The organism is Nonomuraea sp. CA-218870 (assembly GCF_050936535.1).
In the GTDB taxonomy this organism is placed as follows: Bacteria; Actinomycetota; Actinomycetes; order Streptosporangiales; family Streptosporangiaceae; genus Nonomuraea; species Nonomuraea corallina.
Window position 1 is genome coordinate 4,183,801 of the sequence record NZ_JBNJMN010000001.1, and the last position, 13,597, is coordinate 4,197,397.

The following is a 13,597-nucleotide window of genomic DNA, read 5'->3' on the forward strand; positions in this document are numbered from 1 at the left end:
CCTCGCGGGACCGGAGACCCTTCTGCGGGCATGGGAGGGCGAGAAGGCTGCGAGGCCCCAGCGTTCTCTTGGAGGTGGACGCCACCATGCCCGCCGCACCACCTGCCGCCACGGGAACGACCACCGCCGGCCGCGTCACCGCGCTGACCCTGGCCACCCTCGCGTTCGCGGTGAACTTCTGGGCCTGGGCGCTGCTCAGCCCTCTGGGCCCCGTCTACCAGGAGTCGCTGGGGCTCACCGCCGGCGCGGTGTCGGTGCTGGTCGCCATCCCGGTGATCGTCGGATCGCTGGGCCGGATCGTGCTGGGCGCGCTGACCGACCGCTACGGCGGCCGGCTGGTGTTCGGGGTGACGTCGCTGATCGGCGTGATCCCGGTGGTGTTCCTCGCCTTCGCCGAGACCTACCCCCTGCTGCTGGTGGGCGGGCTGCTGCTGGGCGTCACCGGCGCAACGTTCGCGATCGGCGTCCCGTTCGTCAACGCGTGGTTCCCTCCGGAACGACGCGGTTTGGCGCTGGGCATCTTCGGCATGGGCAACATCGGCACGGCCATCTCGGGCTTCGCCACGCCCTGGCTGGCCGACCAGTTCGGCCGCCGCACCCCCTTCTACGTGGTCGCCGCGGCCCTCGCCGTGACGGGCCTGGTCTTCCTGCTGGTCGGCCGGGACGCGCCCGGCACCAAGCCGGCAGCCGAGCCGTTCCTGAAGAGGTTCACCGACGCCGCCCGCATGCGGGTGACCGTGGAACTGGCCGGCATGTACGCGCTGACCTTCGGCGGTTTCGTCGCCTTCGGCGTCTACCTGCCGCTGTACCTGCAGAGCGTGTACGGGCTGACAGTGGCCGACGCGGCGGCCCGCTCGGCCGGGTTCGTGGTGCTGGCCACGCTGGCCCGTCCGGTGGGCGGCTGGCTGTCGGACCGGATCGGCGGCGAGGTGGTGCTGTCGTACGTGCTGGCGGCGGTGGTCGTCTGCGCGATCCTGGTCTCGTTCGCGCCCGGCATGCCGGTGGCGACGGTCGGGTTCCTGGCGATGGCGGTGGCGCTGGGGCTGGGCAACGGCGCGGTGTTCGCGGTGCTGGGCCGGGCCGTGCCGGTCGCGATGGTCGGCAGCGCCACCGGTGTGGTGGGTGCGGCCGGCGGGCTCGGCGGGTTCCTGCCGCCGATCGTGATGGGGCTGATCTACCAGGCGACCGGATCGTACGCGATCGGGCTCATGCTGCTGGCGGCGGTGGCGTGCGGGGCCTTCGTCTACTCCTGGTTCATCCTGCGCGCCCGCGCACAGAACCGGTCAACCGGCGGGTGACGGGACCGGAGGACGCGCGCGGGCCCGAGGAGCCAGGGAACGGACCCGGCGAGCTGCGCCGGGCCCGCGACCACGCCCACGATCACGACCGCGCGGCCCCAGGCCGCCCTGCGCATCGCCGCCGCCAGGACGAGAAGGGCGCATCCCCACAACAAGCCCACCAAGTGGACGCCGCCGTAGTACAGGGACACCACCAGCGCCAGCGTCGACGGATCGTCCAGCTCGATCCCGTACACGGGACACACCAGGCGGCCGTGGACGACGACCCGGGCGGGAAGCGGGCTCGGCGGACGGTCGGCCGTTCATGACCGAGATCTTCGCATGAACCAGGGATCGGGCGGCGATCCAGCGGTACGCCCCGTCCGTCCGAGAGCGTCCGGAGTGGCGTCCAGGGGTCGTCAAAGAGGCGTCGGGGAGACCGTCCGGGTGCTGTCCAGGTGCTGTTCGGGAACTGTTGGGACCAAAGGCCATCTGTTTCAGGGTCTTCGTCCCCGGGCGGCGGGAGCCGCCGTTGGTGAGACTGAAGATGAGAGCGGAGACACCGGTGAAGGGAGCGCGTGATGACCCGGCAGATCGTGGTCGCCGTGGACGGATCGGCGCCGGCGACGGCAGCGGTGGAGTGGGCAGCCGCCGACGCCCGCCGCAGAGGACTGAGCCTGCGCATCGTCCACGTCTGCGAGCGGGGCCGGCACGGCTCCGACGGGACCGAGCACTGCGCCGAGATCCTGGACGTGGCCGCCGACCGGGCGCGCGCCCTCGGCGGCGTGGAGGTCACGACCGAACTGCTCACCGGCCAGGTCGCCCCGGCGCTGCTCGCCGAGTCGGCCAAGTCCGAGAGCCTCGTCCTCGGCAGCCGGGGGCTCGGCGGATTCAAGGGCCTGGTGATGGGCTCGGTCGGCATGGCCGTGGCCGGTCACGCCGAAGGCCCGGTGGTCGTCGTGCGCTCCACCCCGGTCGAGCGCGGGCTGGTGGTCGTCGGCTACGACGGCTCCGAGCACGCCGACGCCGCCATGGAGTACGCCATCGACCAGGCCCGCCACCGCGACGCCGAACTGCGCGTCGTGTACGGCTGGACCATGCCGGTGTTCTCCCCGTACGCGGTCACGTACAACTCGCTGATCGAGGACGTCATGCGCGAGGAGGAACACGCCGCGCGCGAGCGGATCGCCCCATGGCAGGAGCGGAACCTCGACGTGCGGATCACCGACGCGCAGGCGTGCGAACACCCCGTCGCGCTGCTGATCGAGGCGGCCGAGGAGGCCGACCTGGTCGTCGTCGGCTCGCGCGGGCTGGGCGGGCTGGCGGCGGCCGTACTCGGCTCCGTCAGCCACGGCGTGCTGCACCACGTCAGCTGCCCCGTCGCCGTCGTCCGCCCGCGACCGGAGGAGGACTCATGACCAGCGCCACCGTCCGTCCCACCCCGACCTCGGCCGGCAACGGTCCGGCCGGCGACTGGCCGCGCGCCGCACGGCAGCACGCGCAGCGCCGGCCGGCCGAGCGCCCGGCCGGCCCGCCGCAGGCCGCGCGGCTCACCGCCGAGCAGGTGATGAGCCGCGTCCTGGTCGCCGTCGAGCCCGGTGAGTCGCCGCTGATGGCGTGGGAGCTGATGCGCCGCGCCGACGTGCACCACCTGCCGGTCGTCGAAGGGCGGCACGTGCTCGGCATCCTGACCCGCGAGGACCTGGCCGAGACCTGGTCGGGCGGGCCGCGGGAACAGTCCGAACGCCAGGTCGGCTCGTTGCTGACCGGCCGGCGCCGGCCCCGCGTCGGCCCCGGCGCCACGCTGGAGCGGGTCGCCGCCGTCATGCTGGACGCCGGCTGCGACGCCGTTCCCGTGGTCCGCGCCGGCGGCCTCGTCGGGCTGATCACCGCCCGCGACGTGCTCGCCGCCGTCGCCGGGCGCGTCGAGCCCAGGGACGAGCCGGACGAGCCGGGCGAGATCATCACCGGCATGTTCCACCTCCAGCCCGTCCTTCCCTGAACGACTCGTCCTTCGCCGAAACAGGAGGCCCGCCATGCGCGCGCTCGTCGTCTACGAGTCGATGTACGGCAACACCCGGCAGATCGCCGAGGCCGTGGCCGAAGGGCTGGCCGAGCGGATGCGGGCCGAGGTGGTCGAGGTCGGCTCGGCGCCAGGGATCATCGACGAGGACGTGGCGCTGCTCGTGGCCGGCGGTCCCACGCACGCCTTCGCCATGAGCCGCGCCGCCACCCGCCGCTCCGCCGCCGACGACGCCCCGCAAGGGCTGGTGTCGCGGGGGATCGGGATCCGGGAGTGGCTGTCCGGCCTGCGCACCGGCTCCGCCCGGCTGGCCGCGGCCGCCTTCGACACCCGGGTCGCCAAGCCCCGCCTGCCGGGGTCGGCCGCCCGGGGCGCCGCCAACCGGCTGCGCCGCCTCGGCGTCAGGAGCGCCGCCCCGGCGCACAGCTTCTACGTCGTCGGGACGAAGGGTCCGCTGGTGGCCGGCGAACTGGACCGGGCCCGCGAGTGGGGCGAGACCCTCGCGGCCTCCTTCGCGGTCCGCTGACCGGCCTTACGCGCACTGACCGGCCTTCGGTGCGCTGAACCGGCCGTGCGCCCACGGTGCCGAGTCGTCATCGACAACACCGACTTCGCCCGCCCACGCCTTCTGACCCCTCCGCCGGCCGGGCCGGGAGAGGACCGGGCCGGCGGCCCGCGCTGACCAAAGGCCCCGCCGAACCGGGAAGAACGGCCCTGCCGGAATGCCCTGCCCGGCTCGGAGGATGGAGACATGGAAGATCTGGCCTGTCTGCGCTGGCCGCCCTGCCCTCTCGTGGTGGTGGGCGCCGGACATCCCGTCGAGCCCGCCGCCTGCCTGCCGGTGGCCGCCACGGCGGCCTGCTGACCGACGCCTACAGGGGGGAGGAGCGCGTGACATCATCCGCGCGCACCCGATGGACGTGACCACGCCTGCCACGTACGGCCTCAGCGAGTCCGAGGCCGCCGCCCGGCTCCACGAGCACGGCCCCAACAAGCTGCCCGAAACCAGGCCGCCGTCGCTGCCGCTGCGGGTGGTCCGCCAGCTCGCCGACCCGCTGTCCATCCTGCTGCTGATCGCGGGCGGGGTGACGCTCCTGGTGCTGAACGAGGTGCCGGAGGGGGCGGCGATCGTCGCCATCCTGATCGTGAACGTGGTCATCGGCGTCACCCAGGAGGTCAAGGCGGAGCAGGCGGTACGGTCGCTGGGGTCGCTCACCGCGCCCATGGCCAAGGTGCGCCGCGACGGGACCGTACGCCGCATCGAGGCGGCCGGGGTGGTGCCGGGCGACGTGGTGGAGGTGGCCGCCGGAGACCGGGTGCCCGCGGACGCCCGCGTGGTCGAGGCGTCCTCGCTGGCCGTCAACGAGTCCATGCTCACCGGCGAGTCCCGTTCGGCGAACAAACGGGCCGGCGGCGCCGTCGAAGGCCCGCTCGGCGACCGGGACGGGTCGCTGTTCTCCGGCACCCTGGTGGTGCACGGCTCCGGCCTGGCCGTGGTGGAGCGCACCGGTTCCGGCACCGAGATGGGCCGCATCGCCTCCGCCCTGCACACCCGGGTCAAGGGCCCGCTGGAGGTGGAGCTGGCCCAGGTGTCCAAGCGCATCGGCGTCCTGGCCGTCGCCGCCGGCGTCATCATGGTGGTGCTCGGCCTGGCCAGGGGCGGCATCGTCTGGATCGACCTGGTGCTGGCCGGGGTGGCGCTGGCGATCGCCGCGGTGCCCGAGAGCATGGCGGCGGCCGTCACCACGGCGCTCGCGCTCGGATCCCAGCGGATGGCCAAGCTGGGCGTGATCGTGCGCAAACTCTCGGCCATCCAGGCGCTCGGCGCCACCACCGTCATCGCCTCCGACAAGACGGGCACGCTGACCACGGGCCGCCTGACGGTGACCGACCACGTCGAGCTGCCGGGGGAGAACCTGTGGCGGGCCGCCGCCCGCGCCAACGACGCCCGCGACGGGGTAGGCGACGCGGTGGACGTCGCGCTGCTGGCCGCCGCCGCCCGGCACGGCGTCGTACCGGACGAGCCGAGGCTCGCCACCCGCCCGTTCGACGCCGACACCCGGTCCATGGCCGCGGTCACCCGCGACGCCGCCACCGGCCGGCCCGTGCTGACCGTCAAGGGCGCTCCCGAGGCGGTGCTGGCCCGGTGCGCGCCGGGCGAGGCCGGCCGGCGGCTGGAGGAGGCCGTCACCGGCCTGGCCCGCGAAGGGCTGCGGGTGCTGGCCGTCGCCGGGAAGGACACCGACGACCTCGACGCCGGCGACCTGCGGCCCGTGGGCCTGCTCGGGCTTAGCGACGAGGTCCGCGCCTCCGCCCGTGACGCCATCGCCGACTGCCGGCGCGGCGGCATCCGGGTCATGATGGTGACGGGCGACCACGCCGACACCGCCCGCGCCGTCGCCGTGGACGTCGGCATCGACCCCGACCCGGTCGTCACCGGGACCGAGCTCGCCGAGGAGGGCGACGAGCGCGACCGGCGGCTGCGCGAGGCCGGCGTGCTGGCCCGGGTCGACCCGAAGACCAAGCTCGACCTGGTGCGCGTGCTGCGCGCCGACGGCCAGGTGGTGGCGATGACCGGCGACGGCGTCAACGACGCGCCCGCGCTGCGCAACGCCGACGTCGGCATCGCCCTGGCCGGCGACGAGGGCACCGACGTGGCCAGGGAGTCCGCCGCGGTCGTGGTGACCAACGGCGAGCTCGGCACCATCGTCACCGGTGTGCGCGAGGGCCGCCGGCTGCACCACAACGTCTCCTCCATGATCGGCTACCTGCTGGCGGGCAACCTGGCGGAGATCTTCCTCGTGCTGGTCGGTCTGTTCGCCTGGCCTGACCTGGTCATCCCGCTGCTGCCGGTGCAGCTGCTCTGGATCAACCTGGTGCTCGACGGCATCCCGGCCATCGCGCTCGGCGTCGACCGCGCGCCCGGCGACCCGCTGGAGGCCCGGCCGAGCCGGGGCGGGCTGCTCACCGGCGGGGTGCTGGCCGGCATCGCGGTGCGCGCGCTCATCGTCGGCCTGCTCGCGTTCGCCGCCGTGGAGGTGGCCCGCTCGCTCGGCTGGAGCGAGGAGCAGGTCAGGACCCAGGCGGTGCTCACGCTCGTGTTCGCCCGGCTGACCCTCGCCTACGTGGTGCGGGCCCGCCGCTGGACGTTCGAGAGCGGCTGGTGGCGAGGCCGCGCGATCATGATCGCGGTGCTCGGCACGCTGGCGCTGCAGTGCGTGGTCACGCTGGTGCCGCCCCTCGGCGCGCTGCTCGCGCTGGCGCCGGTCCCGCCGATCGGCTGGGCGATGGCGGTCGCCGCCGCGCTGCTCACGCCGTTCCTCATCGACCTCGTACGGGTCCTTCCCTGGGTAAAGCGGGCGTCCGGTTAAGGGCCAAGGTCCTCGGCGGGGGTGACCGGCGGCCCTGCCCGGGTAGCGGGCCGTCGGGTGACGATGGAGCCGGGTGAACCGCCGAGGGCGGCCGACGGCCCCGTCGAGGCTCGCGGGAGCGCTGACGGGAGGAGGCAGCGGCCCTCGCCCGCGCTCCCGTACTCGAGGAGGCTGGAGATGAGCACACACGTCGTCGTCGGCGTCGACGGGTCCGAGCAGTCCGCGCTGGCGCTCGACTGGGCCGCCGCGGACGCCGCCCGGCGCCGTAAGGCGCTGCGCGTCGTGTACGTGCGCGAGCCCTGGATCCCCGAATATCCGGCGTCGCGAGGGCACGATTCGCTGACCGAGCGGGCCGAGGAACTGCTGCGGCGTTCGGCGCGGAGGGCCCGCGAGCACGCGCCCGGCCTGGAGGTGACCACCGCGGTGGTCACCGGCGCGGTCGTGGAGCGGCTGCGCGCCGAGTCCGAGAACGCCGACACCGTGGTCGTCGGCAGCCGCGGCCTGGGCGGGTTCGCCGGGCTGGCGCTCGGCTCCACCGGGCTCGGCCTGGCCGGTCACGCGCACGGCCCGATCGTCGTCGTCCGCGGCCCGGCCCGCGTCCGCCACGACGAGATCGCGGTCGGCTACGACGGCTCCGAGGACGCCGAGTGCGCCGTCGAGTACGCGCTGGAGCAGGCTCAGGCCCGCCAGGCGCGGCTGCGCGTCATATACGGCAGGCGGTTGCCGGTGGGCGCCCCCCACCCCGCCGGGTTCGGGCCGCTGCCGCCGGCCGGCATCGAGGACGACATCCCGCGCCGGCTGCGGCCGTGGCTGGAGAAGTACCCGGGCGTGGCGGCGGTGCTGGTGGCGGTGACCGGGCACCCGGTGCCCGCGCTGGCCGCCGCCTCGCGCGCCGCCGACCTGGTCGTGGTCGGCTCGCGTGGGCTGGGCGGGTTCGCCACCGCGCTGCTCGGCTCCGTCAGTCACGGGGTGCTGCACCGCGCCCACTGCCCGGTGGCGGTGGTACGGCCGAGGGAGCGGACGTCATGACCGTCATCGTCTCCCCGCCGCACCTGACCAGTCAGGCCCGCCGCGACTGGGACACCCTGCAGGAGACCACCGGCCGCGCGCCGCGGTTCGACCCCGGCCAGGCGGACCACCTGCCCGAGGCGGCCCGGCGCTGGGTGCTGCGCGCCATCGCCCCCGGCACTCCGCTGCTGCGCTCGGTCGTGCTCCGCTCGCGCGGCGAGATCAGGCTCGGCACCTGGCGGCGCTTCCACGCCACCCAGGCGCTGGAGCCGATGGAGGGCTTCGTCTGGGCGGCCACCGCCTGGATGGGGCTGCTGCCGGTGCACGGCTTCGACCGCTACCACGACGGCGCGGGGGAGATGCGCTGGCGGGTGCTGGACGCCCTGCCCGTCATGTCCGGCTCCGGCCCCGACATCACCCGCAGCGCGGCGGGGCGGCTGGCGGGCGAGTTCGTGCTGGCCCCGGCGGCCGCCCTGGACCCGCGCGTCCGGTGGAAGCACGTCGACGCGAACGAGGCCGTCGCGAGCCTGCCGGTCGGCGACGAGGACGTCGACGTCCGGCTGACCGTGGCCGGCGACGGCCGGCTCGCCGCCGTCACCGTCTCCCGCTGGGGCGACCCGGACGGGACCGGCTACCGCCGTCACCCGTTCGGCGTCGTCTGCGGGCGGGAGGGCGTCTTCGACGGCTTCACCATCCCGGTGGCGCTGCGGGGCGGCTGGTGGCCGGGCACGGAGCGGTGGGCGGAGGGCGAGTTCATCCGCTTCACCATCGAGGACGCCGTCTACCGCTAGCGGCCGGCCGCCCGGCGGGCCGCCTCCTCCACCCGCGCGTGGTAGGACGCCCACCACTCCCGCTCGACCGGCGGCAGGTTGTCACGGTCGGGGCGCAGCCCGGCCGCGCCGTCGATCAGTTCGCGGACGATGTCGGCGTGGCCGGCGTGCCGGTGGGTCTCGGCGATCATGTGGACCACGATCCGGCGCAGCGTGGTGGCGCGGGTGCCCGGCCTCCACCACGGGATCTCGCACGGCGTGTCGAGGCCGAGCGCGCCGATCGTGGCGTCGGAGTTGGCCCAGACGCGGCGGTAGAAGCCGACGACGTCGTCGCGCGTCTCCTCGGGCGTGGCCCACATGTCGAGATTCGGCTCGGCGCCGGGCGCCAGGGCGGTCTCCAGCCACGGCACCGGCTCGGCGAGGCGGCGCCCGAACACGTGCCCCAGATAGAGCAGCTCGGTCGCGGCGACGTGCTTGACCAGCCCCAGCAGGTTGGTCGCGGTCGGCGTCAGCGGCCTGCGCGCGTCGTACTCCGTCAGCCCGTCGAGCTTCCACACCAGCGACTCGCGCGCCTCGCGCAGGTAGTGGAGGAGCATCTCCTTCTCGTCCGCGGGCTGGCTCACAGGCCGTGGATCCGCCGGCCGGTGACCTGCTGCGGGATGATGCGGATGTGGAGCAGGCGCTCGCCGCCCGCCCACGGCGACACGTCGGCGGCGCCGATCACCTGGGCCGCCTCCTCGTCCGGCACGTGGTGGTAGGGCCCCTGGACGAGCACGCTCCACCCCTCGCGCCGCACCTCGTCGATCCGGTCGACCTCGAACCCCACCACGATCTCCACGCCTTCGAGGCCGGTGCGCAGGTCGCGGTCCATCGCCCCGCCGTGGGCGGTGCGGAAGACGATCGAGCCCTCGTGGAGCTTGTAGTTGACGGGCAGGATCGTCGGGCCGTGGGAGCCGTTGAACGCCACCCGGCCCACGCCGCCAGGCGCGATCAGCCGCAGGCACTCCTCGCGGTCCAGCTTCTCCAGCTGGGGCGAGGCCGCCGCCGGACCGTGGCCTGGCGGCCGGTCCCGGCCGCCGCCGAGGAGGTCGTCCGCGCTGGTGTCGAGGGCCTCGGCGAGCCGGGAGATCGTCGCGGCCGTCGGGAGGCCGGGACTCTCCTCCAGGTACTCCACATAGCCCGGGGTCACGCCCGCCCGCTCGGCGACCTGCTCGCGCGTCAGCCCCAGCCGCTCGCGGTGATGCGCGATGCGGCGTCCGAGGTCGCCGGTGCCTGCCATGATCGTTCCTCCTTGGTCGAAGGTGAAGGTGCGGCCCGTGCCGCCGGTGAGCGTCTCCCCGTTGACCCGTACGGTGCCGTCGCGGGCCTCGATCTCGAACCGGACGCCGCGCACCCGCACGGACAGGGACAGCGTGCCGAGCCGGTCGGGCACGAGCGGATCGAGACGCAGCCCGTCGTCACGCACCTCCAGCCCCAGATAACACCGCTGCAACAGATCGAGCGTACCGGCCATGGCCCCGAGGTGGATGCCCTCCTCGGTCGTGCCGCCCTGCACGTCGGCGATGTCGCTCCTCAGCGCCTCGACGAGCAGGTCCCACGACGCGGCGCGGTCGGTCCTGGCCAGCACCCACGCGTGCACCAGCGCGCTGAGCGTGGAGCCGTGGCTGGTCCGCTCCAGGTAGTAGGCGATCGTCCGCTCGATCAGGCCCGTGTCCGCCGGGTAGCCGAGCCGGTCCAGGATGGACAGCAGCTCGTCGGTGGTGAGCAGGTAGCACAGCATCAGCGTGTCGGCCTGCTTGGCCGCCTTGTAGCGGTTGACGTCGTCGCCCCGCGCCTCCAGCGCCCGGTCCAGGCGGCGCACCCCCCGGTAGCGTGCCCAGTCGAGCTCGGGCAGGTCGGCGTAGCCGGTGAACTGGCTGATCACGCCGTCGTGGAAGTCGACCCGCATGCGGCGGGTGATGTCGGCCCAGCGGGCCGGTTCCCCGTGGTGCACGCCCGGCACCGAGGGGGCGACCTCCAGCGCCCGCCGCAGCAGCCACACCGTCATGATGTTGGTGTAGGCGTTGTTGTCCAGGCCGGGGGAGGCGGCGCCCGGATAGCCCGTCTGATACTCGTCCGGGCCCATCACGCCGCGGATCTCGTAACGGCCCGAGCCGGGGTCGAGCACGGCCAGGGAGGCGAAGAACCGGGCGATCTCGATGAGCAGCTCCGCGCACCAGCCGGGCATCGACCCGGTGACCAGGTGGTACTGCCACACGTTGTAGGCGATGGCCAGGCCGACGTGCCGCTGCAGGTGGGAGGTGTCGGGCAGCCAGCGGCCCGACTCGGGGTTGAGGTGCAGCGTCTGGGTCTCCTCGCGCCCGTCGCTGCCGCTCTGCCACGGGAACATCGCGCCGTCGTACCCTTCGGCGCGGGCCGCCGCGCGCGCCTCGCCCAGCCGCCGCCACCGGTAGCGCAGCGCGCCGCGTGAGACCTCGGGGAAGCGCAGGTTGAGCCACGGCAGGACGAACAGTTCGTCCCAGAAGACGTGCCCCCGGTACGCCTCCCCGTGCAGGCCCCTGGCGGGCACCCCGGCGTCCAGGTCGGCGGTGTGCGGCGACATCGTCTGCAGCAGGTGGAAGACGTGCAGGTGGACCGCCTGGGCGATCTCCGGCTCGCTGACGTCCATCCGGGCGCACTCCCACAGCCGGTCCCACGCGGTGGTGTGGCGGGTCAGCAGCTCGTCGAAGCGGGGCGCCAGCCGCACGTGCCGGACGGCCGCCGAACGGGGGTCGTGGACGGCGGGGTCGCGCGAGGTCACCAGCGCCACCACCTTGGTCACCGTGGCCGTCTCGTCCTCCACCAGGTCCAGCACGTGGCGGGTGGTCGTCCGGGCCGGTTCTGCCGCCTGCTCGGCCTTGCCGGGGGCGTCCACCCGGGCGGCGAGCGCGGCCGTGACGTGTGAGCCGCGGGTGGTCGCGGTCAGCCAGGTGAGGTCGCCCTCCACCCCCGTCGCGTGCCCGGTCAGGTGGTCGCCGCGCAGGTCGCGGTAGCGGGCCACGCCGCGGTTGCGCACGTCGCCCTCGACGCCCGACCGCACCCGCAGCGGGCCGGACCAGTTCTCCGCCGTGAACGTGGTCTCCAGCGCCGCGATGGTGCTGTCGGCCATCGACACGAACCGCCGCTGCCGTACCCGGGTGACGCGGCCCTCCGGGTCGCACCAGCGCAGCTCACGCACCAGCAGGCCGGCGCGCAGGTCGAGCACGTGCCGGTACTCCAGCAGGTCGGCGTCCTCAGGGCGGAAGTGGTCGCAGCCCGGCGTGGCGAACGTGAGCGGCAGCCAGTCGGGCAGGTTGACGAGGTCCTCGTTGGTGACGGTGTGACCGGCCACGGGCGAGGTGAGCCGGTCGTAGAGGCCGGCAGCGTACGTGCCGGGGGTGCGGAGCAGGCCGTCGGGGGTGGCGCCGCGGGTGGCGAAGCGCCCGTTGCCGAGCGTGCACAGCGCCTCGCGCAGCCTCTCACGGCGTGCGTCGAAGCCCTCGTAGGTGAGGATCCAGGGCGTCATCGACGGCCCACCGGCACCCGTCCCGACACGGCCAGCTCGGCCAGATCGTGCACCACGACGTCCGCCCCCGCCCGGGCCATCGCCCGCGTCTGCGCCTTGGCCCGGTCGACGGCCACCACCAGCCCGAAGCCGCCCCTGCGCCCGGCCTCCACACCCGGCAGCGAGTCCTCGGCGACCGCCACCTCGGCCGGGGGCAGCCCGAGCCGGTGCGCGGCCTCCAGGAACAGCGCCGGGTCCGGCTTGCCGGGAAGGCCCAGCCGGGCCGCGTCGTTGCCGTCGACCAGCACGTCGAACAGGTGCAGCAGGCCCGAGGACGAGATGACCGCCCGGCAGTGCCTGCTCGCCGACACCACCGCCGTGCGGCAGCCCCGGTGGCGCAGCTCGTGCAGCAGCGCCACCGTGGACGGGAACGCGGCCACGCCGTGCTCGGCGATCTGCCGTACGAACAGCTCGTCCTTGGCCATGCCCAGCCCGTGCACGGTCGGCGCGCCCGGCTCGTCCTCGGGGCCGCCCTCCGGCAGCGTGATGCCGCGCGAGGCCACGAAGGTGCGCACCCCGTCCAGGCGGGGCCGCCCGTCGACGTAGCGCAGGTAGTCGTCGCGGATGTCGAACGGGGCGGACCGGCCGCGCAGGAAGCGGTCGAAGACGTGCTTCCACGCGGCGGCGTGCACCCTCGCGGTGTCGGTGACCACGCCGTCGGTGTCGAAGACCACGGCGCGCAGCGTGCTGAGGTCGATCGCGGCCATGCGAAGACGCTACCCGCGAGCCGGCGCCCCATCCATGGCCGTCCGCCCCGCCCCGCCGTGCCCCGGGTCCCGCGGCGATCCGGTCTTAGGTCCCCGCGGGATGGGACCTTCGCCGCTGCCGACGCCCCCGCCCCATGACGGATCGTGGAGGAGGAAGGAGAGGCATCATGACCATTCACGTCAAGGACGTCATGGGCCGGGTCGCCATAGCGGTGCTGGAGGACGCGTCCTTCAGCGAGATCATCGGCGCCATGAAGCGCTACGCCGTGGGCGCCGTCACGGTGATCGACGCCGACCGCCGCCCTGTCGGCGTGGTGTCGGAGGATGACCTGCTGCTCAAGGAGATCGACTCGGTACGGCACAGCGTGTCCATCTTCGAAAGCCCCCGGCAGCGACGGGAGCACCAGAAGGCCGCCGGGGTCAGGGCGCGCCAGCTGATGACCTCCCCCGCCGTCACCGTCACCCCGGGCACGACGGTGCGGGACGCCGCCCGGCTGATGCACGACCGGCGCATCAAGCAGGTGCCGGTCATCGACCCCGTCACCGGCCGCATCGCCGGCACCCTGCACCAGCGCGACGTGCTGCGGGTCTTCACCCGCCCGGCGCGCGACATCGAGGCGGACGTGCGCGCCCGGCTGCCGGAGGGCGGCGACCTCACCGTCCGCGTGGAGCAGGGCGTCGTCGTCCTGGGCGGGCGCGTCCGGTGGGCGTACGAGGCGGTCGCGGCCGTGGAGGCCGCCCGCTCCGTCGAGGGCGTCGTGGACGTCGCCACCGAGATCGAGCCCGTCAAGGAGGACCTGATGGTCGTCCCGCCGCTGATGTAGTCCGCGCACGGAGGAGGGGGCCGCCGGGCCGGGC

General features: G+C 74.4%; 12 protein-coding genes. 8 read left to right on the plus strand and 4 right to left on the minus strand.

Features of this window, described 5'->3' with window-relative positions; translation table 11 throughout:
• The first annotated feature begins 86 nt into the window (after positions 1-86).
• The gene (locus ACQEUU_RS20255; RefSeq protein WP_433068103.1) at positions 87-1,298 is read left to right on the plus strand and encodes an MFS transporter; all 1,212 of its coding nucleotides are present in this window, start codon (positions 87-89) and stop codon (positions 1,296-1,298) included.
• Here the strand turns inward: ACQEUU_RS20255 and ACQEUU_RS20260 are convergent.
• Complete coding sequence (locus ACQEUU_RS20260) at positions 1,244-1,534, minus strand: hypothetical protein (RefSeq protein ID WP_433068104.1); 291 nt, start codon at positions 1,532-1,534, stop codon at positions 1,244-1,246. The two genes, ACQEUU_RS20255 and ACQEUU_RS20260, sit on opposite strands and share 55 nt — an antisense overlap.
• Positions 1,535-1,858: 324 nt before the next feature.
• On the opposite strand from ACQEUU_RS20260, the gene ACQEUU_RS20265 reads away from it, so the two are divergent.
• The 6 genes from ACQEUU_RS20265 (at position 1,859) to ACQEUU_RS20290 (ending at position 8,470) form a co-directional block, all read left to right on the plus strand.
• Positions 1,859-2,695 (plus strand): universal stress protein, encoded by an 837-nt coding sequence (locus ACQEUU_RS20265; RefSeq protein WP_433068106.1) that lies wholly within the window; start codon positions 1,859-1,861, stop codon positions 2,693-2,695.
• Positions 2,692-3,279 carry a CBS domain-containing protein gene (locus ACQEUU_RS20270; RefSeq protein WP_433068108.1) on the plus strand — a complete coding sequence of 196 codons (588 nt, stop codon included), beginning with the start codon at positions 2,692-2,694 and terminating at the stop codon, positions 3,277-3,279. Before ACQEUU_RS20265 ends, ACQEUU_RS20270 begins: the two co-directional genes overlap by 4 nt.
• Before the next feature lie 34 nt (positions 3,280-3,313).
• Entirely contained in the window at positions 3,314-3,826 is a 513-nt protein-coding gene (locus tag ACQEUU_RS20275; RefSeq protein WP_433068110.1) for a flavodoxin family protein, read from the plus strand.
• Positions 3,827-4,214: 388 nt separating this feature from the next.
• A complete protein-coding gene (locus tag ACQEUU_RS20280; RefSeq protein ID WP_433068112.1) occupies positions 4,215-6,671 on the plus strand; it encodes a cation-translocating P-type ATPase in 2,457 nt (818 codons plus the stop codon).
• 177 nt (positions 6,672-6,848) lie between these two features.
• Entirely contained in the window at positions 6,849-7,700 is an 852-nt protein-coding gene (locus ACQEUU_RS20285; RefSeq protein ID WP_433068113.1) for a universal stress protein, read from the plus strand.
• A complete protein-coding gene (locus ACQEUU_RS20290) occupies positions 7,697-8,470 on the plus strand; it encodes a DUF6544 family protein (protein ID WP_433068115.1) in 774 nt (257 codons plus the stop codon). Before ACQEUU_RS20285 ends, ACQEUU_RS20290 begins: the two co-directional genes overlap by 4 nt.
• On the opposite strand, the gene ACQEUU_RS20295 is transcribed toward ACQEUU_RS20290, so the two are convergent.
• Genes ACQEUU_RS20295 through ACQEUU_RS20305 form a run of 3 tightly spaced genes read right to left on the minus strand, consistent with a single transcriptional unit; the run spans position 8,467 to position 12,739 of the window.
• Positions 8,467-9,072, minus strand: a complete 606-nt coding sequence (locus ACQEUU_RS20295) for a DinB family protein (protein WP_433068116.1) — start codon at positions 9,070-9,072, stop codon at positions 8,467-8,469. The genes ACQEUU_RS20290 and ACQEUU_RS20295 overlap by 4 nt on opposite strands.
• Positions 9,069-11,993 (minus strand): pyridoxamine 5'-phosphate oxidase family protein, encoded by a 2,925-nt coding sequence (locus ACQEUU_RS20300; protein ID WP_433068118.1) that lies wholly within the window; start codon positions 11,991-11,993, stop codon positions 9,069-9,071. The genes ACQEUU_RS20295 and ACQEUU_RS20300 overlap by 4 nt, the downstream gene beginning before the upstream one ends.
• Positions 11,990-12,739, minus strand: coding sequence for an HAD family hydrolase (locus tag ACQEUU_RS20305; protein WP_433068120.1), 750 nt, complete (start codon positions 12,737-12,739; stop codon positions 11,990-11,992). Before ACQEUU_RS20305 ends, ACQEUU_RS20300 begins: the two co-directional genes overlap by 4 nt.
• 167 nt (positions 12,740-12,906) lie before the next feature.
• Here ACQEUU_RS20305 and ACQEUU_RS20310 point away from each other — a divergent pair, with 167 nt between their 5' ends.
• Entirely contained in the window at positions 12,907-13,563 is a 657-nt protein-coding gene (locus ACQEUU_RS20310) for a CBS domain-containing protein (protein WP_433068122.1), read from the plus strand.
• Positions 13,564-13,597 lie beyond the last annotated feature (34 nt).